Origin of the sequence: Synechococcus sp. CS-205 (assembly GCF_025128255.1) — a bacterium.
In the GTDB taxonomy this organism is placed as follows: Bacteria; Cyanobacteriota; Cyanobacteriia; order PCC-6307; family Cyanobiaceae; genus Regnicoccus_A.
Genome location: NZ_JAHLZB010000006.1, coordinates 1 through 25,430 on the forward strand (window position 1 = coordinate 1; position 25,430 = coordinate 25,430).

General features: G+C 65.5%; 28 protein-coding genes and 1 pseudogene. 15 read left to right on the forward strand and 14 right to left on the reverse strand.

Features of this window, described 5'->3' with window-relative positions; translation table 11 throughout:
- Positions 1-213: 213 nt before the first annotated feature.
- The 3 genes and pseudogenes from KQ297_RS00850 to hisIE all read right to left on the reverse strand — a co-directional run.
- Positions 214-408, reverse strand: a pseudogene (locus tag KQ297_RS00850) (IS5/IS1182 family transposase); the annotation flags it as partial.
- Between the two features lie 56 nt (positions 409-464).
- Complete coding sequence (locus KQ297_RS00855; protein WP_221629796.1) at positions 465-815, reverse strand: hypothetical protein; 351 nt, start codon at positions 813-815, stop codon at positions 465-467.
- Positions 816-841: 26 nt separating this feature from the next.
- Positions 842-1,552 carry a bifunctional phosphoribosyl-AMP cyclohydrolase/phosphoribosyl-ATP diphosphatase HisIE gene (gene hisIE / locus KQ297_RS00860; protein ID WP_399250936.1) on the reverse strand — a complete coding sequence of 237 codons (711 nt, stop codon included), beginning with the start codon at positions 1,550-1,552 and terminating at the stop codon, positions 842-844.
- A 42-nt stretch (positions 1,553-1,594) separates the two neighbouring features.
- Here hisIE and KQ297_RS00865 point away from each other — a divergent pair, with 42 nt between their 5' ends.
- Genes KQ297_RS00865 through KQ297_RS00880 form a run of 4 tightly spaced genes read left to right on the forward strand, consistent with a single transcriptional unit; the run spans position 1,595 to position 5,161 of the window.
- Positions 1,595-2,062: a 6-carboxytetrahydropterin synthase gene (locus KQ297_RS00865; protein ID WP_259737759.1), complete on the forward strand. Its 468-nt coding sequence runs from the start codon at positions 1,595-1,597 to the stop codon at positions 2,060-2,062.
- The gene (locus KQ297_RS00870; protein ID WP_259737760.1) at positions 2,062-3,033 is read left to right on the forward strand and encodes a permease; all 972 of its coding nucleotides are present in this window, start codon (positions 2,062-2,064) and stop codon (positions 3,031-3,033) included. The genes KQ297_RS00865 and KQ297_RS00870 overlap by 1 nt, the downstream gene beginning before the upstream one ends.
- Positions 3,009-3,749: a TIGR03943 family putative permease subunit gene (locus KQ297_RS00875; RefSeq protein WP_259737761.1), complete on the forward strand. Its 741-nt coding sequence runs from the start codon at positions 3,009-3,011 to the stop codon at positions 3,747-3,749. The genes KQ297_RS00870 and KQ297_RS00875 overlap by 25 nt, the downstream gene beginning before the upstream one ends.
- Positions 3,746-5,161, forward strand: a complete 1,416-nt coding sequence (locus KQ297_RS00880) for a hypothetical protein (RefSeq protein WP_259737762.1) — start codon at positions 3,746-3,748, stop codon at positions 5,159-5,161. Before KQ297_RS00875 ends, KQ297_RS00880 begins: the two co-directional genes overlap by 4 nt.
- Positions 5,162-5,177: 16 nt before the next feature.
- On the opposite strand, the gene KQ297_RS00885 is transcribed toward KQ297_RS00880, so the two are convergent.
- The gene (locus tag KQ297_RS00885; RefSeq protein ID WP_185465294.1) at positions 5,178-5,972 is read right to left on the reverse strand and encodes a metal ABC transporter permease; all 795 of its coding nucleotides are present in this window, start codon (positions 5,970-5,972) and stop codon (positions 5,178-5,180) included.
- Between the two features lie 71 nt (positions 5,973-6,043).
- Between KQ297_RS00885 and KQ297_RS00890 the strand changes: the two genes are divergently transcribed.
- Complete coding sequence (locus tag KQ297_RS00890) at positions 6,044-6,457, forward strand: transcriptional repressor (protein ID WP_259737763.1); 414 nt, start codon at positions 6,044-6,046, stop codon at positions 6,455-6,457.
- 11 nt (positions 6,458-6,468) lie between these two features.
- Here KQ297_RS00890 and KQ297_RS00895 read toward each other — a convergent pair whose 3' ends face one another.
- Positions 6,469-7,164, reverse strand: a complete 696-nt coding sequence (locus KQ297_RS00895) for a metal ABC transporter ATP-binding protein (protein WP_259737764.1) — start codon at positions 7,162-7,164, stop codon at positions 6,469-6,471.
- A 159-nt stretch (positions 7,165-7,323) separates the two neighbouring features.
- On the opposite strand from KQ297_RS00895, the gene KQ297_RS00900 reads away from it, so the two are divergent.
- The 5 genes from KQ297_RS00900 to KQ297_RS00920 all read left to right on the forward strand — a co-directional run bounded on the left by KQ297_RS00900 (position 7,324) and on the right by KQ297_RS00920 (position 12,980).
- The gene (locus KQ297_RS00900) at positions 7,324-8,352 is read left to right on the forward strand and encodes a metal ABC transporter substrate-binding protein (protein ID WP_259737765.1); all 1,029 of its coding nucleotides are present in this window, start codon (positions 7,324-7,326) and stop codon (positions 8,350-8,352) included.
- A gap of 755 nt (positions 8,353-9,107) precedes the next feature.
- Entirely contained in the window at positions 9,108-10,697 is a 1,590-nt protein-coding gene (locus KQ297_RS00905) for an iron uptake porin (protein ID WP_259737766.1), read from the forward strand.
- 67 nt (positions 10,698-10,764) lie between these two features.
- Positions 10,765-11,934: a GTP-binding protein gene (locus KQ297_RS00910; RefSeq protein WP_259737767.1), complete on the forward strand. Its 1,170-nt coding sequence runs from the start codon at positions 10,765-10,767 to the stop codon at positions 11,932-11,934.
- 107 nt (positions 11,935-12,041) lie between these two features.
- Positions 12,042-12,191, forward strand: a complete 150-nt coding sequence (locus KQ297_RS00915) for a hypothetical protein (RefSeq protein ID WP_185465299.1) — start codon at positions 12,042-12,044, stop codon at positions 12,189-12,191.
- 339 nt (positions 12,192-12,530) lie between these two features.
- Complete coding sequence (locus KQ297_RS00920; RefSeq protein WP_259737768.1) at positions 12,531-12,980, forward strand: helix-turn-helix domain-containing protein; 450 nt, start codon at positions 12,531-12,533, stop codon at positions 12,978-12,980.
- Positions 12,981-12,996: 16 nt separating this feature from the next.
- On the opposite strand, the gene KQ297_RS00925 is transcribed toward KQ297_RS00920, so the two are convergent.
- Complete coding sequence (locus tag KQ297_RS00925) at positions 12,997-14,691, reverse strand: SulP family inorganic anion transporter (RefSeq protein ID WP_399250943.1); 1,695 nt, start codon at positions 14,689-14,691, stop codon at positions 12,997-12,999.
- A gap of 224 nt (positions 14,692-14,915) precedes the next feature.
- Between KQ297_RS00925 and KQ297_RS00930 the strand changes: the two genes are divergently transcribed.
- Positions 14,916-15,998: a calcium/sodium antiporter gene (locus KQ297_RS00930; RefSeq protein WP_259737769.1), complete on the forward strand. Its 1,083-nt coding sequence runs from the start codon at positions 14,916-14,918 to the stop codon at positions 15,996-15,998.
- A 48-nt stretch (positions 15,999-16,046) separates the two neighbouring features.
- Complete coding sequence (gene cysK / locus KQ297_RS00935) at positions 16,047-17,033, forward strand: cysteine synthase A (protein WP_259737770.1); 987 nt, start codon at positions 16,047-16,049, stop codon at positions 17,031-17,033.
- On the opposite strand, the gene KQ297_RS00940 is transcribed toward cysK, so the two are convergent.
- Entirely contained in the window at positions 16,967-17,461 is a 495-nt protein-coding gene (locus KQ297_RS00940; RefSeq protein WP_259737771.1) for a hypothetical protein, read from the reverse strand. The two genes, cysK and KQ297_RS00940, sit on opposite strands and share 67 nt — an antisense overlap.
- 114 nt (positions 17,462-17,575) lie before the next feature.
- Here KQ297_RS00940 and KQ297_RS00945 point away from each other — a divergent pair, with 114 nt between their 5' ends.
- Complete coding sequence (locus tag KQ297_RS00945; protein WP_259737772.1) at positions 17,576-18,406, forward strand: lysophospholipid acyltransferase family protein; 831 nt, start codon at positions 17,576-17,578, stop codon at positions 18,404-18,406.
- Here KQ297_RS00945 and KQ297_RS00950 read toward each other — a convergent pair.
- Complete coding sequence (locus KQ297_RS00950) at positions 18,394-19,683, reverse strand: FAD/NAD(P)-binding oxidoreductase (RefSeq protein ID WP_259737773.1); 1,290 nt, start codon at positions 19,681-19,683, stop codon at positions 18,394-18,396. The two genes, KQ297_RS00945 and KQ297_RS00950, sit on opposite strands and share 13 nt — an antisense overlap.
- 99 nt (positions 19,684-19,782) lie before the next feature.
- The gene (locus KQ297_RS00955) at positions 19,783-20,055 is read right to left on the reverse strand and encodes a hypothetical protein (protein WP_259737774.1); all 273 of its coding nucleotides are present in this window, start codon (positions 20,053-20,055) and stop codon (positions 19,783-19,785) included.
- Between the two features lie 175 nt (positions 20,056-20,230).
- Here KQ297_RS00955 and KQ297_RS00960 point away from each other — a divergent pair, with 175 nt between their 5' ends.
- Positions 20,231-20,806, forward strand: a complete 576-nt coding sequence (locus KQ297_RS00960; protein ID WP_259737775.1) for a ferritin — start codon at positions 20,231-20,233, stop codon at positions 20,804-20,806.
- Between the two features lie 33 nt (positions 20,807-20,839).
- On the opposite strand, the gene KQ297_RS00965 is transcribed toward KQ297_RS00960, so the two are convergent.
- From KQ297_RS00965 to gorA, 3 genes are all read right to left on the reverse strand, one after another.
- Positions 20,840-21,055, reverse strand: coding sequence for a hypothetical protein (locus KQ297_RS00965; RefSeq protein ID WP_259737776.1), 216 nt, complete (start codon positions 21,053-21,055; stop codon positions 20,840-20,842).
- 38 nt (positions 21,056-21,093) lie between these two features.
- Positions 21,094-21,927, reverse strand: coding sequence for a response regulator transcription factor (locus KQ297_RS00970; protein ID WP_259737777.1), 834 nt, complete (start codon positions 21,925-21,927; stop codon positions 21,094-21,096).
- 108 nt (positions 21,928-22,035) lie between these two features.
- Complete coding sequence (gene gorA / locus KQ297_RS00975) at positions 22,036-23,403, reverse strand: glutathione-disulfide reductase (protein ID WP_259737827.1); 1,368 nt, start codon at positions 23,401-23,403, stop codon at positions 22,036-22,038.
- A 193-nt stretch (positions 23,404-23,596) separates the two neighbouring features.
- On the opposite strand from gorA, the gene KQ297_RS00980 reads away from it, so the two are divergent.
- The gene (locus KQ297_RS00980) at positions 23,597-24,436 is read left to right on the forward strand and encodes an Npun_R2479 family HD domain-containing metalloprotein (RefSeq protein ID WP_259737778.1); all 840 of its coding nucleotides are present in this window, start codon (positions 23,597-23,599) and stop codon (positions 24,434-24,436) included.
- Between the two features lie 31 nt (positions 24,437-24,467).
- On the opposite strand, the gene KQ297_RS00985 is transcribed toward KQ297_RS00980, so the two are convergent.
- Together KQ297_RS00985 and KQ297_RS00990 are read right to left on the reverse strand one after the other, a co-directional pair.
- A complete protein-coding gene (locus KQ297_RS00985) occupies positions 24,468-25,247 on the reverse strand; it encodes an MBL fold metallo-hydrolase (RefSeq protein WP_259737779.1) in 780 nt (259 codons plus the stop codon).
- Positions 25,248-25,283: 36 nt separating this feature from the next.
- Positions 25,284-25,418 carry a hypothetical protein gene (locus KQ297_RS00990; protein ID WP_259737780.1) on the reverse strand — a complete coding sequence of 45 codons (135 nt, stop codon included), beginning with the start codon at positions 25,416-25,418 and terminating at the stop codon, positions 25,284-25,286.
- Between the last annotated feature and the right edge of the window lie 12 nt (positions 25,419-25,430).

Sequence of the window (25,430 nt, forward strand, 5' to 3'; positions counted from 1 at the left end):
CGATCAGGGCAGAAAACAGTGCAGATTCATGGTGTATTCAACAGTAATTAATTATTTTAAGCCTTGATGCCCACAGATGTGCTCATTTTGGACATCGTGCCGCTGTTGATGCATCCACGGACGACGTTGCCCAGAGCTTCCTTAATGAACTGGCTCCTGCTTGAGACCCCCGGACCGTTCTGGCGTTTGCGCCTGCCTAACCGTTCCAACTACTGCCAGCAGCAGTTGCTCTGGCGGTACCGATGGTCGCCCCTCTGCGGCGTAGAGCTCACAGAAGGTGGGATTGAGTCGATCGAGGGCCTGGTCTGCCAGCTTGCGAATCCGCCGGAGCGGATGACTGGCCGGGATCCGCTCCTCGATCGACACGTAGGAGAACAGGGATCCGCTGCGCTCCCGGTGACCTCGCATCTCAGGTGGGCAGTTGGTTCATTTTCGCAGACACGACCTGGTTTTTCAGCAAGCTCCTAAGGCTGGTGATGGTGGTGGGATGGGGCACCGGCCGGATCCACCGGCAGGGACACCGGTGGCGAGGCCGGTGGGTTCAGTCGCACCAGTCCATGGCCCTCGAGGCCGGCCCACCACACCCCCATGGTGGTGACCCCGGCGGTGAGAACCCCCATGTTCACCACTGCGGCCGACACAAGACCCATGGAGACGGCCCCGAGGCTGATCACCCCCATCGGCACCACACCGATGGCCACCACACCCATCGGGACGATCCCGATCGAGATGATCCCCAGGGGAGCGACGCCGGTGGCCAGAAGCGGCGGGCGCCCACCGCAGTTGGCGGAAGGGTCCTGAGCTGGAGGAAGCAAGGGTGGCTGCCGCAAGTGATCCGACCCTATTCGCGGCCCTGACTGCGGCGTGGGGCGCCGCGGCGGGCGGACAGCACCTCCAGCACCCGACGCCACTCGACCCCGTGATGGGCCAGGGCCACCTGCAGATGAAAGATCAGATCGGCCGCTTCTCCGGCGATGCCGTCGGCCTCGTCGTCCTTGCAGGCCATCACGAACTCGGCGCTCTCCTCGCCGATCTTCTTGAGGATGCGGTTGTCGCCCCCCGCCAGCAGGCGGTTGGTGTAGCTCCCCTCCACCGGATGATCGCGGCGATCCTGGATCTGCCGCGCCAGCTCACTGCAGGCATCGGCGGGAGGATCCGCAGGCTCTGGATTCCCCCTCTCCAAAGAGGCACCCACTGTGAAGAAGCAACTGCGGGAGCCGGTGTGGCAGGCCACATCGCCCACCTGCTCCACCGTCAGCAGCAGCACATCGCTGTCGCAGTCGTAGCGCAGGCCCCGCAGCCGCTGCAGATGGCCGCTGGTGGCTCCCTTGTGCCACAGCTCGGCCCGGGAACGGCTCCAGTAGTGCACCTCACCCGTGGCCAGCGTGTGGGCGATCGACTCGCGGTTCATCCAGGCCAGCATCAGCACGGCGCCATCCAGCCAGTCCTGGGCGATGGCGGGAATCAATCCGGCGGCATCGAAGCGCAGTTGATCCAGCCAGGAGGCCGGGTCGCCACCGATCGGGCTGGGGGGCTGAAATGATGCCTCCAAGGGAGGGGAGTCCGGCTGTTGCGATCCTCTCCCATCTCTGCGATGGTCTCGTACACCTGCTCGAAACAATTCAGCGGTTACCCCTGTTGTCATCGCCAGTGGCGGCACCAGGGACACTGCCGGTTCGTGCACGGCTACAGCCGCAGCTTCACCTGCTGGTTCCGCGCCCGCCAGCTCGATGCCAACGGTTTCGTGGTCGACTTCTCCGGGCTGCGCGAGCTGGAGGCGCAGCTGGCCGGGCAGTTCGATCACACGTTCCTGGTGAACGCCGATGATCCCCTTCTGGAGCAGTGGCAGGCCCTGCATGCCCAGGGTGCCCTCGACCTGCGGGTGATGGCGAATGTCGGGATGGAGAGCAGCGCCGAGCTGGTCTGGACATGGGCCAATGAACTCCTGCTCGCCCGCGACGACGGCCGCAGCTGCTGCTGGAAGGTGGAGGCCCGCGAAGACGTCCGCAACGCCGCCTGCTTCGAGGCCACCCCTGAGTGGTTCGCCCAGGCCCTGCCGTGATGAACGTGGAGCGTCTGGCCACGACCTGGGCCCTGTTCCAGGCCCTGCTGGTGGAGGCGATGCCCTTTCTGCTGATCGGTGTGGTCCTCTCCAGCCTGGCCCGCTGGATCAGCCCGGGGGGGCGGTGGGTGAGGTCCCTGCCGGCCCACCCGCTGATGGGCCCCCTCAGTGGAGCCGCCCTCGGCTTTGCCCTTCCGGCCTGTGAATGTGGCAACGTCCCCATGGCCCGGCATCTCCTGGTGAAAGGGGCGCCGGTGGCCACCGCTCTGGGCTTTCTGTTCGCAGCGCCGGTTCTCAACCCGATCGTGCTGGCCAGCACCTGGGCGGCCTTTCCCGATCAGCCCTGGCTGCTGGCGGCACGTCCCCTGGGGGCCGTGCTGATCGCGGTGTCCCTGGCCACACTGCTGAGACTGCTCCCCGACACCGAGCTGCTGCAGCCGGCTCTCCTGGAGGAGCGGCGATTGAGCCAGCCCCTTGATGAGGTGAACCTGCTGGAGCGACGGGGCGGCCTGATCGGAAGCCCCGCGACCGCAGCCGGGACGACCACGCTCGAAACCACTCGGCGCCCACCCCTGGGCCAGGTGCTGTCCCATGGGGGAGCCGAGTTTCTGGAGCTGGGTCTGCTGCTGGTGATGGGCTGCGCCATCGCCGCCCTGGTGCAGACCCTGGTACCGCGCCAGTGGCTGATCGCGGTGGGAGGCGCCCCCACCCTCTCGATCCTGAGCCTGATGCTGCTCAGCCTTGTGGTGTCGGTCTGCTCCAGCGTGGATGCCTTCCTGGCCCTGGGGTTTGCGGCGCAGGTCACCCCGGGGGCGGTGCTGGCTTTTCTGTTGCTCGGCCCCGTGATGGACCTCAAGCTGGTGGGTCTGTTCGGCGTTCTGCTGCGGCCCGGCGCCATTCTGCTCACGGCCGGGGCAGCGTCCCTGGTGGTGTTACTGATCAGCCAATGGGTCAACCTTCTCCTGCTTTGATCCCCAGGCGCCGGCACGCCGGTTCCGGGCTTCTGCAGCGCCTGGAGCCCAAGGTGCTGAAGGCCCTGGCCCTGGCCCTTTGGGGCATCGCGCTCCTGCAGAGCGCCCTGAGCGGACGCCTTGATCTGCTGCTGCGGGCCGTGTTTCATCCCCTCGTCTGGGCCAGCGGGATCCTGCTCCTGCTGATGGCCGCCGTGGAGATCAGGGGCCGCCGGGGGGACGGCAACAGGACGTGCGGGCGCTGGACCGCATGGCTGAGCATCGGCGCAGCCCTGGCGGTGCTGGCCCTGCCCCCCAGGCCCTCCTTTGCCGATCTGGCCGCCAACCGGCAGGCCAACCTGCTGGAGGAACCCGGCCTGAGCTTCGTGCTGCCCCCGGCCCAGCGCAGCCTCACCGACTGGGTGCGTCTGCTGCGCAGTGATCCTGACCCGAGCCTCCACGCGGGGGATTCCGTGCGGATCAGCGGCTTCGTGCTGCCCATGCCCGGCGAGGAGCCCCACCTGGCCCGCCTTCTTGTGCGCTGCTGCCTGGTGGATGCCGTACCTGTCGGCCTGCCGGTGCGCTGGCCCGATGACCAGCCCACTCCCCGGGCTGACCAGTGGCTGAGCGTGGAGGGGGTGATGGAGAGCGAGACCGTGGCTGGTCGCCAGCGCAGCGTGGTCAGGGCCGATCTGGTGAAGGCCATTCCCCGGCCTCGCCAACCCCTGGAGCCATGAGGCAGTCCCCCCTGGGTTGGTGGCGCCGGCAGCGGCGACTGATGGTGCTGCTGCTGGCGGCCGGCGCCCTGGCGTTGCTGCAGCAGCAGCTGCTCTGGCATCGTCCCCCGAGGCTGCTGGAGCTGCGCCAGGCCAGTGCCAGTTCAGGCCCCGCGGCCCTGAGCCTGCGATTCAGCCGGCCCATGCGGGCTCTCAGTGTGGCCGGCAGCAGTCGACTGCAACCGGCACTGCCCTTCACGATCCAGGGGGAGGGGAACCCACTGCTGCTGTTACCGGACGTGGGGACCCGCATCGATCAGCCTCTGGAGCTTCGGCTGAAGGGGGTCGACCAACGGGGCCTGGCCCTTCCGCTTCAGCGCTGGTTCTGGGATCCCCGCCCTGACCTGCTGGCGGTGGTGCCCGTGGCGGGAGGCGAGCAGGTGCGTCTGCGCACACCTGATGGCCACTGGAAGTCGCTCACGCCGGTTTGGCCCGCGATCCCCCAGGCGGTGGCTCTCGGGGATGGCTCGGGCCTCGGAGTGGTCAGCCGGGATCAGCAGGGACGGCACCGGGTCTGGCGGCTCGACCTGCGCCGCAGCCACCTGGCCAGGCGATCCAGTGCCCTGGGGTCGGCCCATCCGGGTCAGCTGCAGCCGTTCAGTTCCCAGAGCTTCGTCTACGCCAGGCTGAGCAGCAACGACAATGGCGATCTGCTGGTTCAGGCGGCACCCGCTTCCCGGGGCAGGGATGATCCAGGGGAGGAATGGAGTCAGGCGTTGGACCCCCCCCAGGAGGAGGTGGTCCTCTGGGGGCGGTCGGGCTCGCGCCGGCGACTGGACCTCGAGGCCCGAGGGCCGGTGGCGCTGGTGCCCCAGGGGGGATCGATGATCGTGCCCGAGGCCGATGGTCTGGCCCTGAGGACCCTGCCGCCGCGCCCGGCCCGCCGCCAGTTGCTGCCCGGCAGCCGTGACCTCAGCAGCTTCTGTCCCGTGGCGGGCCGGGCCCTGCTCGCACGACACTGGCCTGACTTCCGCCGCTCCCTGGAGCTGGTGGAGCCGGCCCAGGCCCCGAGAACCCTCTGGCTGGGTCAGGAGGCCCTGCTGGCCAGCGCCTGTTCCAGGGGCGGCGAGCGGGTCTGGGCGCTGCTGCTCGACGGGATCGAGCGGCCGGAGCTGACGGTTCTGGCCCTGGGCGGCGCCGGTGGCGAACGACGGCTGACCCTGAAGGGCTGGGAACTGGAGCCGGGCACCGGACTGAGCTATGACCCAACCGCCGACCGGCTGCTGCTCGCCCTGCGTCCCCTGGTCAGCCCCGGCACTGCCATGGGCCAACCACGCCCCGAGCCCAGGGCCGCCCTGCTCGATGCCACCAGCCTCGAACTGAGCGTGCTCGACGGGCCGGTGCGACGGGTGAGCTGGCTGGAGGCTGCCTGAATCCGATCGTTGCCACTCAGCCCCTGCGCCGGAGCACCAGCGGCAGCAGCAGGAGGCTCAGCACCCCGATCAGTGGCCCCGGCGGCAGGTTGATGGCTGGCTGAATCGCCAGCACAAAGCCGCAGCCGGCCAGCAGGGCCCCGATCAGGGCCGCCCGCAGCAGGGCCTGGCGCAGGCTGATCGCCCCCTCCAGGGCCAGCAGGGCAGGAGCCGCCATCAGGGCGATCACCAGCACCACCCCCACCGCCGTCATGGCGCTGACCACCGTGAGCGCAGTCACAACGGTGAGCAGCAGGCGCAGGCGTCCCACCGCCAGCCCGGAACTGGCCGCCCCGAGGGGGTCCACCCCCAGGAACACCAGCTGGCGGTAGCGGAAGCAGAGCAGCCCCAGCACCGCCAGCAGCGACAGGCCGGTGCGCAGCAGATCCGGCGCTCCGGCAGCGAGCAGATCACCGAAGAGCACCGCTTCGAGGTTCACCCGGATGCGCAACAGCGGAATCAGCAGCACCCCAAGGCCCAGGAATCCGGCCAGCACCGTGTTCAGCACCGCCTCATCGCCACGGCCTCCGGAGCTGGCGGGCCGGCTGAAACGCTCCGCCAGCAGGGCGCCGGCCACTCCGCTCACCACCCCGCCCAGACCTGGGTCGAGGCCCAGCGCCAGGGCCACCGCCAGTCCGGGCAGCACGGCATGGGAGATCAGATTGGCCTGGAAAAGGCGACCCTGCACCAGCAACAGGGTGCCCGCCAGGGGACAGAGCAGGCCGCTGAGCAGGGCCAGGGCCAGGGGCAGCATCCACCAGGTCGCGGTCATCGGGCTGCTTCGGGGCGGAGGAACTGGGGCGGTCTGCATAGGATCCCGCCCAGGGGCCGGGTCAGACACCGATGGATTCCGAGGCGGACAGCCAGCAGCTCAACGCCAAACAGGTGAGCGTGCTGGCGATGCTGCGCGAGAGCAGCGAGGAACTCTCCGGTCAGGAGCTGCACCAGCGCCTGCGTCTCAACGGCCAGCCGATCGGACTGGCCACGGTCTACCGGCACCTGCGCCAGCTCCAGCGCCTGGGTCTGGCCCGCTGCCGCCACCTGCCCAGTGGTGAGGCCCTCTATGCCCCCCGGGAGCGAGACACCCATCACCTCACCTGCGTGTCCTGCGGCCTGACGCTGCCGCTGGACCACTGTCCGATGCATGGCATCCAGCCCCAGCCCGAGGCGGCCCAGGGTTTTGAGCTTTTGTTCCACACCCTGGAATACTTCGGCCGCTGTCCGCGCTGCCGCCACTCCGCCAGCGCAGACGCCTGAACACAGCGCCATCAGCCGCAGCAATGGTTACCCAGGCGCAGGTCGCCAAGGGAGTGGCGCACGGAGGCCGGGGGACCATCGGCCAGCAACCGCCGGTCAATCACCAGCACGCGGTCGTAGGCATCGAGGTCGTGGCCCCAGTCGTGGCTGCTCACCAGCAGGGTGAAGCCAGCATCACGCAATTGGCCCATCACCTGCAGCAACTGGGTGCGGGAGGGGGGATCAATCGCCGCGCAGGGTTCATCTAGCAGCAGCACCGAAGCGGGCTGCACCAGCAGGCGGGCCAGCAGGGCCCGTTGCTGCTGGCCGCCGGAGAGCTGATCAAGGCGGCGCGAGGCCAGGGCATCAATCCCCACCCGCTGCAGAGCCGCCTCAACGGCGCAGCAGCCGGGGCGGGCCGCCATCAGCCGGCCGAGGCCCACCAGCTCACGCACGCTGATCGGAAAGTGCCAGGCAATTTCCCCCCGCTGGGGCATCAGGGCCAGCTGGCGCCGGGCCCGGCGGGGGGTGAGCGCTGCACCATCGAGCAGGAGTTCACCGGAGAGCAGGGGGATCTGGCCTTCGATCGCCTGCAGCAGGGTGCTCTTGCCGGCGCCATTGGGTCCCACCAGGGCGGTGAGGGTGCCAGGGTCCAGGCGAAAGCTGATGTCCTCCAGGGCCAGCCCGTCACCGCGGCGCACGCTGAGATGACGGGCCTCGAGGGCCATTGGCGCTGGCAGAGGGGAAACGTTGTCGCAACCTACCGACGACCGAGGCGACCGGCTGCCGCAAGCCCGGTGAGAGCGAGGGCCTGAGAGCGGTCTGAGATGAGAACTGTTATCATTCTTAGGCATTGCCTGCACTCAGTGCGCCGCAGTCCGCGACCCATGGCCCCCGGCCCGGGCCCCTGGCCGTCCCCCTGGGGGAAGCCGCTCCCACCGGCGCTGCCGCTGGTCTGCGCCGGCCTGGGGGTTGCCCTGCTGGCCTGCAGCCGAAGCCCGGATCCGCCTCAGGTGGTGGCGGCTGATGGTGTGCTCTGCGATCTCAGCCAGCGGCTGGCCGCCGGCAAGCTGAGTGTGAGCTGCCTGCTGCAGCCCAGCGATGATCCCCACGACTTTCGGCTCCGCCCCGAGCAGAAAGCCCAGATCACCAGCGCCGGGCTGCTGCTGATCAGCGGCTACGGCCTCACCCCGGCCTTGGCGGGTCTGCCGGGGGCGGTGGCCGTGTCCGAGCAGGCGGTGCCCCAGCCCCCCAGACTCACGCCAAAAGGCGACCAAGACCACGCCAGTGATCACAACCACAGCAGCGACAGCGGCCACGATCACGGCGGCCAGGACCCCCATCTCTGGCACAATCCCCGCCAGGCGGAGGCCATGGCGGCGGTGATCGCGGACCAACTCAGTCAGCTGGATCCGCCGGCAGCTGAGGGCATCCAGCGGCGCTCCAAGGCCATGGGCGCGCTGCTCAAGCGCCTTGACGCCTGGAATCGGGTCCAGTTCAACTCCATCCCCAGGCCCTGGCCTCCCCTGGCCAGCAGCCACCGCGCCTTCGCCAGCCTGGCTCTGGCCTACGGCCTCGATGAACTGCCCCTGGTGGATGCCACCAGCACCAGTGAGGCACTGCGGCCCGACGCCTTCCGCCAGGTCGTCGAAACTCTCCGTGCCGGCTCCACCCCCCGCCTCTTCGCCGAGCAGAGCCCTCCCGCGAGAACGCTCCAGCGCATCAGCGAACTCAGCGGTGTGCCGATCGCTGCGGTGCCCCTGGCCGCCGATGGCCTGGCCATGGGTCCCGAAGGTCCCCTCAGCCTGATGGCCACCCTGGTGCGCAACACCTGCACGATCGTCGATGGCTGGGGCGGCCGTTGCGACCGCCAGGGGGGTGAGGCCCTGGTACAAGCCTGGTCGCAGATCAACTGATGATCAAGGAGTCATGATCAAGGAGTCATGATCACCCAGCGACGTATCTTATCTCACAGAACGTCGTTCTTACTCGACGCAGGGCAATACAAAGTCAGATTCCTTACTAATGTTTTCGTGGACTGTTCGCGGCTCCAATGGTCCTAGCACAGCCTGTCATTGTCTTCGCTCTGGGGGTTGGAATCACTGGCGGAGCAGTGACCCTTCCAGCTGGCCATGCGAACCCCATGGCTGGCGCGACAGCCTCTCAGATGGGACCCGACCGCAATCTCCAACAGGCCTCATCCTCGTGACCATTGCTGGCTGTGCTGCGCAGCGGTGGGCCTGTCATCTACCCTGCCGTGCCTGAAAGACCGCCGACCTGGCCTTTGGCAGCCATCAACAACATGTCAGGCTGAATCTTTTACTCTTTTAGGAGCAGAGCGAAGCCCAGATCGCTCAAATGAAGCGCAATCTGATGCCCTGCCTGACCACGGGTGGTAACGCTCAATGGGAGTGGCGTCTTCACTTTGCAGGTCAGTACGCTCTCGAATGAGTGGACCAAGTTCTGGGTCGCTGATCCCGAGCCAAAGGACGGGTGCTGGGCCCGCCCCGCCCATCACCAGAGCGACCACGCCAGAGCAACAACCGGCGCAGAAGGATGAAGAGTCAAGCGATAACCGTTATCATTCTGATGCCGACTCCTGGGAGCCCGACGCGTTGCCTCGACGCCTCGGGCTGCATCTTCCAGGTCACTGTTGAGCCCTTCGCCACCGATGACTCACCTGCTGCTGCGCCTGGTCGCTCCAGTCGCCCTTGCACTGCTGTCCCCTGTTGCCCCCCACCCCTGCCCTGAGGCAATAGCGGCTGAGTTGAACCTCGACGGCATCAATCGGTACGCCAACAGCTCCTTCGACAACAGCCAGGACCAGGTCACCAGCATCACCCAGTTCTCCGACGTGCAGCCCACCGAGTGGGCCTACCAGGCGCTCTCGAACCTGATCGAGCGCTATGGCTGCGTCGCTGGCTACCCCGATGGCACCTTCCGCGGCAGGAAGCCGCTGAGCCGCTGGGAAGCCGCTGCTCTGCTCAACGCCTGTCTCGATCGGATCACCGAAGTGACCGACGAACTGCGCCGTCTGCTCAAGGAGTTCGAGAAGGAGCTCGCCATCCTGCGCGGCCGGGTCGACAACCTCGAGGCCAAGGTTGGCGAACTGGAAGCGAACCAGTTCTCCACCACCACCAAACTCAGCGGCCTGGCCACCTTCGTGGTGGGGGCCAATGCCTTTAATGGCAGCGCCAGCGATGCCGTGAACGCCGCCCGAGCCGAGGTAGGTGCCACCACGTTCAGCTATGACCTCCAGCTGACTCTCGACACCAGCTTCACGGGCAAGGACCTGCTGCGCACGATTCTGCGGGCGGGCAACTTCGGAGACTCAGCCTTTGGTGGGGCCGGGCCCACCGGAAACCTCTCCGGCCTGGAGATCGCCTTTCAGGAAGCCTCCGGCGCCGATTCCTTCGGGATCGACAAGCTCTACTACCAGTTCCCGCTCGGCAGTGGGTTCACCGCGACACTCGGCGGCTGGGTGGGGCAGGAGGACATGCTTGCCCTCTGGCCCAGCGTGTATCCAACCGACACCATCTTGAACGTGCTCACCCTCAACGGGGCGCCGGCGGCCTACAACAAGAATCTCGGACCCGGAGCCGGCCTCTGGTGGCAGAGCAATGGCTGGAGCGTCAGCGGAAGCTACGTGGCCGCCAACGGCAATCTGGGCAACCCGAACCTGGGGGGGATCGGCACCAGCGCTTCCGCGGGCACCGGCACCGTTCAGATCGGCTACGGCAAGGAGCAGTGGGCTCTGGCGGCCACCTATTCCTATCTGCAGAGCGGCGTGGAGGTGCCTGGCTCCACGCCCTTCGCCAGCACCGCTGGTGCAGAGCCCGGCAGCCGCACCAACGCCTTCGGCCTGAGTGGCTACTGGCAGCCCGCCGCCTCTGGCTGGATCCCCTCGATCAGCGCCGGCTGGGGCCTCAACACCACCTCCTACGACGACACCCAGGACGACGGTGCTCTCACCACAAGCCAGTCGTGGATGGTGGGCCTCCAGTGGAGCGATGTGTTCGCCAAGGGGAACGCTTTGGGCCTGGCGGTCGGCCAGCCTGTGTTTGCAACGGCCCTGCAGGGTGGAGCAACGCCTCAGGATCAGAATTTCGTCTGGGAGTGGTGGTACAGATTCCAGGTCAGCGACTCGATTTCGGTCACTCCGGCCCTGTTCTATCTGAGCCGGCCCCTCGGCCAGGGCACCCCATCAGGGGAGAGCTTCAGCCAGCTGGGAGGCCTGGTGAAGACCAGCTTCCAGTTCTGAGCCAGGCGTCAGACTGCTGCCACACCTTCTAAGCCGCTGCGCTCCCCTGCGGCACCATTCCTTCTCCATGACCACCACCGCCACTCCTGCCAGCTTGAGTCAACCCTCAGCAGCCCCCCTGGTCGCCGGAATTGATCCGGCGGCCACCTCCCTGCCGGTAACGATCCTCACGGGCTTCCTCGGTGCCGGCAAAACCACCCTGCTCAACCACATCCTCAGCAACCAGAGCGGACTGAAGACCGCTGTGCTGGTCAATGAGTTCGGTGAAATTGGCATCGACAACGACCTGATCATCGCCACCGGTGAAGACATGGTGGAGCTCAGCAATGGCTGCATCTGCTGCTCGATCAACGGCGAGCTGCTGGAAGCGGTGGAGCGGATCCTGGAGCGCCCGGAGCCTGTGGATTATCTGGTGGTGGAAACCACCGGGCTGGCCGATCCCCTGCCGGTGGCGATGACCTTTCTGGGCAGTGAGCTGCGCGACACCACCCGCCTGGATTCGATCATCACCCTGATCGATGCCGAGAACTTCGAAGAGAGCAGCTTCGAGAGCGAAGTGGGCCGCGCCCAGGTGATCTACGGCGACATCCTGATGCTCAACAAGTGCGATCTGGTGCCCGAGCCGAAGTTGCAGCAGCTGGAAAGCCTCCTGCGCAACCTCAAACCGGATGCCCGCATCCTGCGCTCGGTCAAAGGAGACGTGGCCCTGCCGCTGCTGCTGAGCGTGGGCCTGTTCGAATCCGACCGGGTGGTGGACGGAGACGCCACAGCCGCCGCCGAGCCCCAGGGTGCGGACCAGCTCGACCATGGCGACTGTGACCACGACCATGGCCACTGCAGCCACGACCACGGCCATCACGCCCATAGCCATCACGCCCATAGCCACGAGCATGATGCGGGATCAGCTGAGAATCCAGCCGATCACCTCGCGATCGAGGGCTTCACCTCGCTCTCCTTCTCCAGCGATGGGCCCTTCGCCCTGCGCAAATTCCAGAATTTTCTCGATAATCAGCTGCCGACGGAAGTCTTCAGGGCCAAAGGGATCCTCTGGTTCAACGAAAGCGAGCGGCGCCACGTCTTCCATCTGGCTGGGAAGCGTTTTTCGATCGACGACGGTGACTGGACGGGTGAGCGCAAGAACCAGCTGGTGCTGATCGGCAAGGATCTGGATCACAAGCGCCTGCGCCGCCAGCTTCAGGCCTGTGTGGCCAAGGACGCTGGCCAGGGCTTCGCCTGAGACCCTCCCGGAACCCGCACCCATGGCCCGGGAGGGTCCGATCGCAGCATCGGTCACAGCAGGGCCATGGATTCTGGCTAGGTTGTGACCACCCCGAGCCCTGATCGATGGCCGAACTGCTGCTTGTCTCCAGCGTTCTTGCGCTGTTCGGTCTCGCCTTCTGGCTCACCACCGACTCGGACGACGACAGTGGCGGCGGTGGCATGATGCAACCCGTGCTGGTCCCGGTTCGCGTCTCACGCTCCAACCGCCGCTGATTCCCGGATCTCTCCCCACAGCCTCCGGGTTCCAACAGCCCCCGCCCCCCATCAATCCACCACCGGAGCCAGGAGGCCTCGGTGGTTTTTTGCATCTGCAGGCCGACTGATTAACGCGGCTGATTCCATGAATTGTGGATCCTGTCTGAACGAGGGGTCCAAATCGATTGGGGTGCTTCTATGTTTGGCCCACTTGAAGTGGAGCAACGATCAGTCTGTTCGCTTCCAATCAGCCACTTCGACGATCCGTCTGGATGAATTCCTGTCCTGAATCTCAAGCCCAACTCGGTATTGCCGACAGGGATGATTTGGCTGATCAACGATGGCTATGTCAGGCAGGTGACCTGGAATCAGGAAGCTGAGTTGATCACCTTGATGCTCTGGGGCCCCGGTGATCTAATCCTCGGAACTCAGACAACATTTGAATGCCGTAACGAGACCTGCACGCTCTCCCATGTGTGCCTCGAAAGTCACCGGCCCTCGGACGGCGACATTCTTGATGCGCTCCGTCGACAGATCAGTCGCTCGATGGAGATCATGCGCAACAGTCGGATTCGCAGGGCCGATGACCGATTGATCCACATGCTGCGTTGGATGGCTGCCCAGTTTGGACGGGTCAACAGCATGGGCCACAGTCTTTCCATGGAGGAGATGAATCTGACCCATCAGGTGATCGCTGAACTCACCGGTCTCACCCGAGTGACCGTCACCAAAGGCCTGAACCGGTTCAAGTCGACCGGCCAAGCTGTCCCGGTGGGCCAGGGGGACCTCCTGCTTCCGCACCCCTGAGCTGACACTCACCTGATCAGACCACTCCAGCCGTGGTTTCCAACGCATCTGCCAGGGCTTCAGCCCGGCTCATTTCCACGTGGTCGGAGGGCAGAAGACCAAACACCTTGAGGCTCCTGAGGCGCTTGAGGGTGCTCCCTTCAGCCCCCACCAGGTAGACATTGCGCTGCTTCTCGATCGCCTCCTTCACGGCATTCTCGAGAGCCAGGGATGCGGTCACGCCCATGTGAGACACTTCGCTGAGATCAAACACGATTGACTGACACTCCTTGATGGCATTGTGCTCACGGGAGATTGTTTTGGCCAGGCCAAAGATCATCGGACCGATCAACTGAAAGAGGAGAACCTTGCCGCCTCCCTGATCGAGAAGAGCCTTTTCATTCTCTGGCAAATTGAGGTCATCGTCGGCGGTGCTGATTGCCTTCACCGACTTCGTCTCCAGGGTGCTCATCTTCTCGATCGTGAGGATGTTGGCCACGAAGATGCCGACACCTACGGCCACGATCAGATCCACAAGGACAGTGAGCAGGATCACGCCATACATGATCATCGCCCCCTTGATCGACACATGGTGGGCGCGGCGCAGGAAGCTCCAATCGATGATGTCGATGCCGACCTTGAGGGCAATGCCAGCCAGCACGGCCATCGGGATGGAAGCAGCCAGGCCGGAGGCCCCCAGGATCACCAGCATCAGCACCAGGGCTCGGGTGATGCCGGAGAGCGCCGATCGTGCACCCGTCTGGATGTTCACCACGGTGCCCATGGTGGCTCCCGCACCGGCAATGCCGCCGAACAGACCAGAGACGATGTTTCCCAGTCCCTGGCCGATCAGTTCCTTGTTGGAGTTGTGCTCGGTGCGGGTGATGCTGTCGGCCACCACGGAGGTGAGCAGGGCATCGATGCAGCCCAGCAGACCCAGCACCAGGGCATCCACCACCATCAGCTGGAACAGACCAGGCTCGAACTGGGGGACCACAAGCCGGGGGAAGCCGCTCGGAATCTCACCGATGCGCCGAATCGCTTCCGCCTCAGGGCCACTGCCGGCATTGAGCACAGTGAGGGAGAGCAGGGTTCCCACCACCAGGGCTACCAGCTGGGGTGGGGCGAAGCGCTTCACCTGGGCCGGCGTGAACCAGATGATTGCCAGGGTGACGACCGCCAGGATCACCTCCGCCGGCCTCGCCCCGGCAAGGAGCTGGGGCAGGGCTGAGAGGGTTCCCATCACTCCGCCCTTGGGGATGGCCTGACCCAGGAAGGGACCGATCTGAAGAATGATCAGGATGAAGCCGATGCCGGACATGAAGCCCGAGATCACCGTGTAGGGCATCATCGTGATATAGCGGCCCAGCTTCAGGATCCCGAAGAGGATCTGGAATGCCCCGGCCATCATCACCACGGTGAAGGCCATCGCCAGACCCGTTTCGGGGTTGGAGGCCTGCGAGGTCAGGCTGGCGATCACCGCCGTCATCACCACCGTCATCGGGCCCGTGGGCTCCGAGATCAGGGTGGGGGTCCCGCCGAAGAGCGCGGCAAACAGCCCCACCAGCACCGCCCCCCAAAGGCCTGCAACCGCACCGGCTCCTGAGGCCACGCCGAAGGCCAGGGCCATCGGGAGAGCCACAACAGCCGCAGTGACACCGCCGAAGACATCCCCTTTGATGTGTTGCGAACTGATCTGATTCAGCCAGGTCAGTGGGCGGGCGATTGCCACTCGTTCCCTTCACATGAATGGGGCGAACCATAAGGTCCGGGGGGGACCGAGCTCCTTGTGGTCCACTCGATCGGCTCAGCTTGTGACAATCCACAGCCTTTGTGCCCCAGAGCACAGCCGATCCATCAGAGCCGTTCGCTTCCAGCCACCTGTTCAGGCGATCGGCAATCAGCTGCTGCGTCCTGGTCGTCAGAAGGCAGAATCAGGTTCCACGAGGAGCCACCTTGCTGAGTGTGATCGAGGTCGTGGTGGGCATCCTGATGCTCTTCGGCGGCGGCGAACTGTTCGTTCAGGGCTCAGTGGCTCTCGCCCTGTTGCTGGGGGTTCCTCAGCTGGTCATCGGTCTCACCGTGGTGGCCCTGGGCACCAGCGCCCCTGAGTTGTTCGTCAGTCTGATCTCCTCCTTCCAGGGCATCGACGATCTGGCGCTGGGCAATGTGGTGGGCAGCAACATCTTCAACGTGCTGGTGGTGCTCGGCATCAGCGCCGTGATCCTGCCGATGCGGGTGCACAGCCGCCTGATTCGCCGGGATGTACCTCTGCTGCTGGCGGTGTCCATGGCGGTCTGGGGCATGGCCTCGGCTGGGCGGGTCACCTGGCAGGCCGGCCTGGCCCTGCTGTTCGCCCTGGTGATCAACACCATCTGGGAAACGCGCACGGCCCGGGAAGAGCAGGCCGAAGACCACGACGGAATCGATCCGGCTGCCGCGCACGGCGGCTATGGCCCAGCCCTGATCCGACTGGCCGGCGGGCTGGGCCTGCTGGTGTGGGGATCCCAGATCCTGGTGAAGGGCGCCTCCGCAATCGCCCTGGGCCTGGGGGTGAGTCAGACCCTGATCGGCCTCACGGTCGTGGCGGCCGGCACATCGATGCCCGAGCTGGTGACCTCGATCATGGCGGCCATCAGGGGCAAGACCGATCTCGCCATCGGCAATGTGGTGGGCAGCAACCTGCTCAATCAGCTCCTGATTCTTGGTAGCTGCGCCTTCGTTTCCGGAGGGCGAGGGCTGTCTGTCGATCCTGCCTTGATTCGCTCGGATCTTCCGATCATGGTGGCCACCACCGTGGCTCTGCTGCCCATCTTCTGGACCGGAGGTGAGATTTCCCGACGGGAAGGGGTGTTGCTGGTGGGCCTCTACGGCCTCTACATGGTGGAGCAGATCCTTCCCCTCACCGCGCCCGACCTGGCCTCCCCTCTGCGCAGCTTCAGCCTTTTCGTTGTGATTCCTGTGTTGGTGGCCCTGCTGGCGATTCGGGTGTGGCACCACTGGCATCAGGACCAGAGAGAGGCCTGGCAGGACAATTGATCTTCACGGCCCGAGGGTGCGAGGGTGCACGAAGTTCCCGTGTCCTCGATGGCATCGATTTTCGCTGACAGCAGCCTGAGCATCGGCCGCACCCCCCTGGTGAAGCTGAACCGGGTGGTCGGTGACAGCCGGGCGACGGTGCTGGCCAAAATTGAAGGGCGCAATCCCGCCTATTCGGTCAAGTGCAGGATCGGTGCCGCCATGATCTGGCAGGCCGAGAAGGATGGGCGGCTCGGACCCGGCAAGGAGCTGATCGAGCCCACCAGCGGGAACACCGGCATCGCCCTGGCCTTCGTGGCCGCATCCCGGGGCATCCCCCTCACCCTGACGATGCCCGAATCGATGAGCCTGGAGCGCCGCAAGCTGCTCACCGCATATGGGGCCCGGCTCGAGCTCACTGAGGGCAAGCTCGGGATGACCGGCGCGGTGGGCCGTGCCCACGAAATCGCCGCCTCCGATCCCGATCGCTATGTGCTGCTCCAGCAGTTCGCCAATCCCGCCAACCCCCAGATTCACCACGACACCACCGGACCGGAAATCTGGAACGACACCGATGGCCATGTGGATGTGCTCGTGGCGGGGGTCGGCACAGGCGGCACCATCACCGGGGTCAGCCGCTACTTCAAGACCACCCGCGGACAGTCGCTGCTCTCGGTGGCCGTGGAACCTGTGAACAGCCCTGTGATTGCCCAGGCCAAGGCCGGCGAGCCACCCCAGCCCGGCCCCCACAAGATCCAGGGGATCGGCGCCGGCTTCGTCCCTGAGAACCTTGATCTTCAGATGGTGGATCGGGTCGAGGCGGTCAGCGACCAGGAAGCCGTGGCCATGGCCAGGCGGCTGATGCGCGAGGAGGGCATCCTGGCAGGCATCTCCTGCGGTGCCGCCACGGCGGCCGCCCTTCGCCTGGCTGCCGAGGAGAGCTTCGCAGGCAAGACGATCGTGGTGGTGCTGCCTGATTCCGGAGAGCGCTACCTCAGCTCGGTGCTGTTCGAAGGGGTGTTCGATGCAGCCGGCCTGGCTCCAGCCGGGCGGTAGTCGCGCCACCAGCACCATGCCTCACGGTTGATCAGCAGCCCGATCACCACCAGCACCAGCATCAGTGCCACCTGATCCCCTCTCGAGTCGGGCACCAGGATGTCGGCCACCAGATGGGGAAGATTGGTGAGCGTGTACACCACGCTCAGCCAGAAGTGAAGCCTTCGCCAGGCCCGCCAGGGCTCAGGGCGCCGGGGATCACTGGCGCTGTAAGCCAACAGCACCACAGCGACCACGGGCACCAGGAAATAGAGCATCATCCCGGTGAACAGCAGCGGCAGCCGTTCCTGGGCCAGATGGCTTTCGATCTCCGGCGAGAGTCCATGGAACAGGGGCATCAACCCCAGATCCACGTGGAAGAGCATGCAGAGCAGCCAGGCCAACCACAGGGCCCGCAGCCGCAGGGGACGATCGATCGCAGCTGTCATGGCCAACGGTGGTGTTGATCTCAGTCTGGCCAGAGCGGCAGGCGCAGCCAGCAGAAACCTTGGCGCCCTCGGCCGTCGCCCCTAGGGTCAGGGCCTCGCTCCGACCCCATTCCCATGCCTGATGGCCCCCCGGCGTTCGCCGCGCCCGGAGCCGAGCGGGATCCGCGGGTGATCCAGCGCCTGCTCCCACTATGGGACTGGCTTTACCAGCACTATTTCCGGGTGAGCACCAGTGGCTGGGAGCGGATTCCGTCAGCAGGCCCGATGCTGCTGGTGGGCTCCCACAACGGTGGCCTGGCCAGTCCTGATCTGCCGATGCTGATGCGCGACTGGTTCCGGCGCATCGGTCTGGAGCGGCGCGTGTACGGCCTCGCTCACCCCAAGGTCTGGCAGGTGTTCCCCCAGGCGGCGCAACTGGCCGCCCGCACCGGGGCGATTCCCTACTACCCCCGGCTGGCCAAGGCCGTGCTGGAGCGGGGCGACAGCCTGTTGGTGTTTCCCGGTGGGGGCCAGGATGCCTTCCGTCCCCATCGGCTGCGCCAGACCATCCAGTTCAGGGGGCGCACCGGCTTCATCCGGCTGGCCCTGTGGCACGACGTGCCGATCGTGCCGTTGATCTCCTGGGGCAGCCACGACACCCTGATCGTTCTCGAGGACTGCTACGAACCGATGCAGCGCTTGCATCAGCGCGGCCTTCCCTGGCTGTTCGGCATCGACCCCGAGGTGTTTCCGCTCTACCTCGGCCTGCCCTGGGGCCTGGCCGTGGGCCCGCTGCCCAACCTGCCCCTGCCCGCCAAGATCCACACCCGTGTCTGCCGGCCGATCCGCTTCGAGCGCAGCGGCCATGCCGCCAGCCGCGACCGGTCTTACGTGCAGTCCTGCTACGCGCGGGTGGTGGCGGAGATGCAGGAGCAGCTCGACGAGCTGGCCGATCAGCCCTTGTAGGCCAGTCCGAGGGCCTGGACCAGGGGTTTGAGGGGCTTGAGGAAGCGGCTTTCATGGGGTCGACCCTTGAGCATCCGGTTCCAGTAGATCCAGGGCAGGCCCTTGGTCTTCATCAGCCACATGCTCCAGCGCTCGCGGGTGGGGTCGATCTGGAAGGAACTCACGGGTTCCAGGTCATAGTCGAACTCGGCCATCACCACCTTGTCGTAGCCGGTGATCAGCGGGCAGACGCTGTAGCCGTCGTAGCGGGCCTGCAGGGGCTTGCCGGCGAGGTGGGCCAGCAGATTGGCCACCAGCACGGGGGCCTCACCCCGCACCGCCCCGGCGGTCTTGGAGGTGGGCAGCGACGACACATCCCCTAGGGAGAAGACGTTGGGGTAGCGCACGTGCTGGGTGCTGAACTTGTCGACTTCCACCCAGCCGCCGGGAGCACTGGTGGCCAGTGGGCTATCGGCAATGACGTCCGGTGCCGCCATCGGCGGCACCGCATGGATCATCGAGAATGGGATCTCCTCGCGGGAGATTGTCCCCTCCGGATCGCTGACCTCGAAGACCGCCACCTGCTCATCGGCCCTGATCTCCTTGAGGTTGTGGCGAAGCAGCACCTGGATGCCCCGTTCCTCCACCACTTTCTTCAGCACCCGGGCATAGACAGGAACACCGAAGAGGCCGGGCCCTGCGGTGGCGAACACCACCTTGGTGTTCACTCCCACCCCGCTGGTGGCCTTGAAGATGTCGTCGGCCATGTACATGATCTTCTGGGGAGCTCCGGCGCACTTGATCGGTGTGTCCGGGTAGGTGAAGATCGCGGTGCCGCCCTGGAAGCTGCGGATGGTCTCCCAGGTGTAGGGGAGGTGCTCACGGGAGTAGTTGCTGGTGACCCCCTGGCGACCGAGTGCATCCTTGAGACCCTTGATGCGTTCCCAGCACAACTGCAGGCCGGTGGCCACCACCAGGGCGTCGTAGGAGATGGTGTCACCGTCAGTGGTGATCACCTGGTTGGCTTCAGGCTCAAAGCGAGCCGCCGCCGCTTGAATCCAGCTGCAACCGGTCGGAATCAGCTCAGCTTCTTCACGTCGGGTCTGCTCCCGCGTCATCACCCCTCCCCCCACCAGGGTCCAACCGGGTTGGTAGTAGTGATCGGTGCTGGGCTCCAGGATCGCCACATCCAGGCCGCTCTGGGCAAGAAGCAACTGGCTTGCCACCGTGATTCCCGCCGCGCCTCCTCCGACAATCAGGATCTGGTGGTGCTGCCGCGACTGGCTCGAAGGACGCATGTCATCTGATCTCACCGCTCCTGTTTAGGGCCCGAAGCAGCCCCTCGCCAACGGGCTGTGGGCGTCCTCCCACCCATGGCCGCACGCTCTCCCGATCGATCAGACCAGAGAAGCCAAGGTGAAAAGACGGCGGTTGCGCCGCATCACCTCATGCAACAACGCCACTTCCCAGTGGAGTGAATCCAGCGACTCGACCATCAGCTCGGCATGCCGTGCCATGGCGTTGGCCTGCAGACGCAGATGCAACAGGTGGTGCTCCAGCCGGGCCCGGAGCTGAGGATTGGAGCAGCTGCTGAGATCCTTGATGGCCTGACGACTGCGAACCCCGAGACACCAGCACAGGCGTGTGAGGGTGGCCAGATCGGCCGGCATGGCGCCTGGTTCGAAGCGATCCGGAATCATGCGGTTGTTCGACTTCAAGCAGAGGTTGGAGAAGAGCCTAAGGGGTCCGGTTCAGGACCAGCCGGGGGGGCCTGCGGTGGCGGAGATGGAAGTCAGGCAGGGGTGCCGGCTCCCTTTGTAGGGTGGTTGTCGTGAAATGGGCCCCATGGTGATCAGCAACCCTGTCAGCGCCAGCAGTCTGACTGCGGCTCCCCTTCTGCCACGTCGGCCAGTCGCGCAGGATATGGAGGCTGAATTGCACCAGGGCCTGTGCAATCATCTCCAGATGGAATTGATGGCCAGTTACACATACTGGTCGCTTGGTGTGTGGTTCACCCAGCGGGAATTGAACGGATTCGCCGGCTACGCCCGGGCTGAATCTGATGGTGAGAGGGTCCATGCCGGGCTGTTCGTTGATTATCTGGTGGCCCGCTCTCAGCCTGTTGAGCTCGCGGCCCTGCCCCAGCCCCGGCAGACATGGACGAACGTCGAGGACGTGCTCGTGTCGGTCTTCGAGATGGAAGCCGAAGTCACCACTTCGTTGCAGCAGTTGTACAGCCTGGCCGAACGTTGCGGCGATTACCGAACTTCCATCTTTCTGGATCCGATGATCAAGAGCCAGGTGGACGCGGAAAACGAAGTAGCGCACCTGCTCGCTCAGGTGCGCTACTGCGGCACCGATTTCGGTGCCTTGATGATCCTGGATCAATCCCTGAACGCGCCGGCAGCGGCTGCGGCCTGAACCGAACCCGAATCCCGGACCCGGCAGAGGCCCTCAGTCGCGACCGCAGCGGCAGCGGCCACCCTTCCAGTTGGAGCATTTCTTGGCTTTGCAGCCTTTGCTCTTCGACTTGGCCATGGCCATCACCGGGCAGGTCACCCGCTCCAGGCAGGGATCGATCGAGGGACAGACGTCGTTCACGGCAGTAAGGGTCGGAGTGGAGAAGTCCTCGATCCATCCAAGCGCGGCTGACCAGGTGGTCGCGTACAAACACCACCGACTGGTGTGATCAATGTGACATCGGCGTCTCAGGCCCTGCGCCGCCGCCCCTTCTGCTCCAGGCGCAGAGGGGGGGCGGCGCTGATCCCGGCAGCCGGATCGAAGATTTCTCCCACCAGAGCGAGGCCAGTCTGAGCGCCATCGGCCGGCTGAGCAGGATCAAGGGGAAGATCCAGGCAGTAGCCGATCCCGTAGATCGCTTTGATGTGGGCCGGTCTGTGGCGGTCAACCTCCAGCTTTCCGCGCAGGTGGCGGATGTGGGTCCGGATGCATTCCACGTCCTTCTCGGGCCCATAGCCCCAGATCTCCTTCAGGATCACCGCCCAGGGCACCACCTGGCCATGACGCTGCAGCAGGCAGTGGAGGAGTTCGAATTCGGTGCGTGTCAGCCGGATGGGGCTGCCATGCCAGATAGCCTCATAGCGCTCAGGCACCAGGGTGAGCGGCCCGTAGCTGAGCACTTCGGGGGCCCGCACCAGCTGGGGTGTGGTGGCACGTCCGCGGAGCAGTGCCTTGACCCTGGCCAGAAGCTCCTCCGGGGCGTAGGGCTTGGTCAGGTAATCGTCGGCACCGGAGTTGAAGCCTCTCAGCTTGTCATCGAGGCTGCTGAGGGCGGTGAGCACCAGCATGGGCGTTCGGCTGGTGCGCCGATCGCGCCGCAGCCGCTGCAGAATCGTCAGCCCATCGATTCCCGGCAGCAGCAGCTCCACCACGATCAACTGGGGATTGGCCTGCAGGGCCATGGCCTGGCCTCGATGGCCATCATCGGCCACAAGCACATGAAAGCCCGCATCGTGAAGCTGGGTGGCCAGGCGATCACGGCCGACCCTTTCATGGTCGATGAGCAGAACGAGGGCCGACATTGGACCGGTGCGTCACCGTGGTCTTGAGTTCTCCACGAAAGTAGTCAATTCTGTCGATGTCTCCATCCGCTGACACCGTCGTGGCCCCAGTGACTCTCGAGGATTCCCTCACTCGGGCATCGTTACAAATTCTTCAGACACGGTGGGATGCAGCGCCATGGTGCGATCGAAGTCGGCCTTGGTCGCCCCCATGCCGATGGCAATCGCAGCCATCTGAATGATCTCGGCTGCGTGCTCACCCACCATGTGGCAGCCCAGCACCCGGCCTGAAGCCACCTCCACTACCAGCTTGAGCAGGCAACGGGGCCCACTCTGGGGCAGCGCCTGGGCCATGGAGCGAAAGCGAGCCCTGTAGAGGCGCACTCCGTCGGGGCCGTAGCGGGCGAGGGCCTGCTCTTCGCTCAGCCCCACCGTGGCCAGCTCCGGCTGGCTGAACACGGCACTGGCCACCAGGTCATGGTCCACCTGGCGGGGGCGGCCGCCGTAGAGGCTGTCGGCGAACGCACGGCCCTCATCCACCGCCACAGGCGTGAGGTTGATGCGGTCGGTGATGTCCCCCACGGCAAAGATGTGGGGCACATTGGTGCGCTGGTCCCCGTCCACGGGGATGCGCTCAGCAGCGATGTGCACCCCGGCGGCTGCCAGCTCCAGACCGGCCAGGAAGGGCTTGCGGCCGGTGGCCAGCAGCACGCCACCGCAGGGTTCCTGGAGCCCGTCGCTGGTGGTGGCGATCAAATCACCGGGTTGCCCGGAAATGGCCGTGAGGGTCTGGGCGAAGTGGAGGTTGATGCCGGCGGCTTCCATGCCCTCGCGCACCACGTCGCTGAGTTCCATGTCAAAGCCGCGCAGCAGGTGATCCCCGCGCACGAACTGGTCCACCACCACACCGAGACCGTGCAGGATGCAGGCGAATTCACAGGCGATGAAGCCTCCGCCCACGATCAGCACCCTCTGGGGCAGGTCTTCCAGCAGAAACATGTCATCGCTGACCCAGCCCAGCTCAGCCCCAGGGATCGCAGGGCGGTGCGGTCGCCCTCCCGCAGCGATCAGTACGCGTGCACCGTGCAGCACCCGTCGGCTGCCGTCACGACGGCTGACCTCCACGTGATGGGCATCCAGAAAGCGCCCCCATCCAGTGACCAGTTCCACCCCGGCGCGCTCGAGGAAGCCGATGTGCAACCCATTGAGCCGGTCCACCTCAGCGCGGACCGCCGCCAGCAGTCGTCCTGGATCGCAACGAGACTCCCCCACGCTCCATCCGTAGCTGGCTGCATCGGCCAGCAGGTGCCGATAAGCCGATCCATAGACCAGCAGTTTCTTGGGCACACAGCCCCGGATCACACAGGTGCCGCCCACCCGATCCCCTTCCACCACAGCGACCCGGGCCCCATGGCTGGCGGCGCGTTTGGCGGCGGCCAGCCCACCTGATCCAGCCCCGATCACCACCAAATCGAAGTGGTCGCTCTCAGCGCCCACTGTTTTGTCGCGCCAGGTTTCAGGGTCAGAAGCGCGCTCGATGGTGGCATCGACAGGGGTGGTGGTCACGGCCGAAGGTGCTGCAATCCATCCAGGATGACGGATCGGAGCCCGGCCAGCGATCCCTGCAACGGCCATGGGCGATGCCTAGCTTGAAATGACGAAGCCGGCGGGTTGTCCGTCTCCAGAAACGATGTTCAACGCGACTCGGTTGATGATCAAAGACGTGCAGGAGCGTCTGATCGCCACCTACCGATCCTCCTACGGCACGCTCAAGCGGGAGTACGAGGAAATCATTTCCTGGGCAGCCTCGATGGCCCTTGAGAACATCGCCACCGGGGATGCGCTCTACCACGACGTTGAGCACACCATCATGGTGACCCTGGTAGGGCAGCACATCCTTTACGGCAAGCATCTTCGCGAAGGGGGCATCACCCCCGACGACTGGTTGCATTTCACGATTTCGCACCTCTGCCACGACATCGGCTACATCAAGGGGGTCTGCCGTGACGACAAGGAAGGCTTCTATGCCACGGGGGTGGATGGCGGATCAATCAGCCTGAAGGAAGGTGCCACCTGTGCCGCACTCACCCCCCACCACATCGATCGCGGCAAGCTGTTCATCGAGGAGCGCTTCGGTGGCCACGCGCTGATTGATGCGGAAACGATCAAGCGCAACATCGAGCTCACCCGATTCCCTGTTCCAGCCTCCACCGACCACCAGTGCACCACCCACATGCCCGGTCTGGTGAGGGCCTCTGACCTGATCGGCCAGCTGAGCGATCCCCGCTATCTCAACAAGATCCCCGCTCTGTTCTGGGAATTCGAGGAAACGGGGATGAACAAGGTGCTGGGTTGTGAAAATCCCGGCCAGCTGCTCAAGGCCTATCCCACCTTCTACTGGGGCCAGGTCTTCCCCTACATCAGGACGGCAATTCCTTACCTGGAGCTGACCCAGGCCGGCAAGGACATTCTTGCCAACCTTTACGGCAACATCTTCATGGTGGAGCACGAGCTGCTGACGATGCCCTGAGCGGGCCAGGGCCTCTGCCGATCTGGTGGCCTCAGGCCTCCATCAGGTCGTAACTCACCCCTGGCACCGGATCGATCAAGCGAGAGCTCGGCCCAGGCTCTGAATCGGCTCTGCTGGGCTCAAGGCGGGACTCCACCATCCTGGCCGCCAGTTCGACGCTGCCCTTCTGCCAGAGAATCCTGGTCAGGGCACCCTCGTAACGCACCTCACCGCCTGTGGTGCTGGCCAGCACCACCCTGGGCTGAAACCGCTCGAGCACCTGCGGGAGCACCTGCATTCCCTTCACAAAGGCCCCCACCAGGGGCAGGCCCAGATCGAGCACAGGCGTGACCACGGCATCCAGAGGCTGGGCCGGCAGGTCGCCGGAGAGGTAGCCATGGGGTTCCACGTAGAGGCTGCCTTTGGGGTGTTCCAGCAGGTAGCCGTTTTCCACCTGAGGCACGGGTGCCCCTGCGCTGGCGGTGACGGTCAGCTCACCGGCCTGGTGCCGCTCCCCAGGGGCAAGCGACGTCACCGACAGGAAGCCCAGTCGTCGGGCGCGTTCGGCGGCGCTGGCGGACCCCACCACCGGCAGAGAGGGATCCAGCAAGGCCAGGGTCGGCGCGTGGCAGTGGTCGGGCAGTCCCTGGGTGAGCAGCAGCAGATCCAGGCGCTCGGGAACAGGCCAGGGCTGGTTCAGCTCGGCCCTAAAAAACCAGGGACCGGGCGGGAACTCCAGGGGGCCCGTCAGCCAGGGATCGAGCAGAACGCGAAATCCGGCGAAATCGAACAACCAGCCATTCGCGCCGAAATACGTGGCCTGCAGTGCCATGGCGTCGGTGCTCAGGGGCCGCTGGGAAGGCTGACGCTAGGAGGCAGCCAGGCGCAGTCGTGGCTGGGCCTGGCTGGCGCAGAGGCGCCAGAGCATCAAAGCGAGGGCGCTGCATCGCAGCAGGCTGAGAACGGCCAGGCCAACGCAGAGCGGGCAGTGGGCAAGACCCATGGAATCAAGCGC

Bases quoted from the DNA above. Each gene is read 5' to 3' on its own strand.
- KQ297_RS00865 (WP_259737759.1), top strand. From the start codon at position 1,595: ATGGTCTCGTACACCTGCTCGAAACAATTCAGCGGTTACCCCTGTTGT.
- KQ297_RS00870 (WP_259737760.1), top strand. From the start codon at position 2,062: ATGAACGTGGAGCGTCTGGCCACGACCTGGGCCCTGTTCCAGGCCCTG.
- KQ297_RS00875 (WP_259737761.1), top strand. From the start codon at position 3,009: ATGGGTCAACCTTCTCCTGCTTTGATCCCCAGGCGCCGGCACGCCGGT.
- KQ297_RS00880 (WP_259737762.1), top strand. From the start codon at position 3,746: ATGAGGCAGTCCCCCCTGGGTTGGTGGCGCCGGCAGCGGCGACTGATG.
- KQ297_RS00885 (WP_185465294.1), bottom strand. From the start codon at position 5,972: ATGACCGCGACCTGGTGGATGCTGCCCCTGGCCCTGGCCCTGCTCAGC.
- KQ297_RS00890 (WP_259737763.1), top strand. From the start codon at position 6,044: ATGGATTCCGAGGCGGACAGCCAGCAGCTCAACGCCAAACAGGTGAGC.
- KQ297_RS00895 (WP_259737764.1), bottom strand. From the start codon at position 7,164: ATGGCCCTCGAGGCCCGTCATCTCAGCGTGCGCCGCGGTGACGGGCTG.
- KQ297_RS00900 (WP_259737765.1), top strand. From the start codon at position 7,324: ATGGCCCCCGGCCCGGGCCCCTGGCCGTCCCCCTGGGGGAAGCCGCTC.
- KQ297_RS00905 (WP_259737766.1), top strand. From the start codon at position 9,108: ATGACTCACCTGCTGCTGCGCCTGGTCGCTCCAGTCGCCCTTGCACTG.
- KQ297_RS00910 (WP_259737767.1), top strand. From the start codon at position 10,765: ATGACCACCACCGCCACTCCTGCCAGCTTGAGTCAACCCTCAGCAGCC.
- KQ297_RS00915 (WP_185465299.1), top strand. From the start codon at position 12,042: ATGGCCGAACTGCTGCTTGTCTCCAGCGTTCTTGCGCTGTTCGGTCTC.
- cysK (WP_259737770.1), top strand. From the start codon at position 16,047: ATGGCATCGATTTTCGCTGACAGCAGCCTGAGCATCGGCCGCACCCCC.
- KQ297_RS00940 (WP_259737771.1), bottom strand. From the start codon at position 17,461: ATGACAGCTGCGATCGATCGTCCCCTGCGGCTGCGGGCCCTGTGGTTG.
- KQ297_RS00945 (WP_259737772.1), top strand. From the start codon at position 17,576: ATGCCTGATGGCCCCCCGGCGTTCGCCGCGCCCGGAGCCGAGCGGGAT.
- KQ297_RS00950 (WP_259737773.1), bottom strand. From the start codon at position 19,683: ATGCGTCCTTCGAGCCAGTCGCGGCAGCACCACCAGATCCTGATTGTC.
- KQ297_RS00955 (WP_259737774.1), bottom strand. From the start codon at position 20,055: ATGCCGGCCGATCTGGCCACCCTCACACGCCTGTGCTGGTGTCTCGGG.
- KQ297_RS00960 (WP_259737775.1), top strand. From the start codon at position 20,231: ATGGTGATCAGCAACCCTGTCAGCGCCAGCAGTCTGACTGCGGCTCCC.
- KQ297_RS00970 (WP_259737777.1), bottom strand. From the start codon at position 21,927: ATGTCGGCCCTCGTTCTGCTCATCGACCATGAAAGGGTCGGCCGTGAT.
- KQ297_RS00980 (WP_259737778.1), top strand. From the start codon at position 23,597: ATGTTCAACGCGACTCGGTTGATGATCAAAGACGTGCAGGAGCGTCTG.
- KQ297_RS00985 (WP_259737779.1), bottom strand. From the start codon at position 25,247: ATGGCACTGCAGGCCACGTATTTCGGCGCGAATGGCTGGTTGTTCGAT.
- KQ297_RS00990 (WP_259737780.1), bottom strand. From the start codon at position 25,418: ATGGGTCTTGCCCACTGCCCGCTCTGCGTTGGCCTGGCCGTTCTCAGC.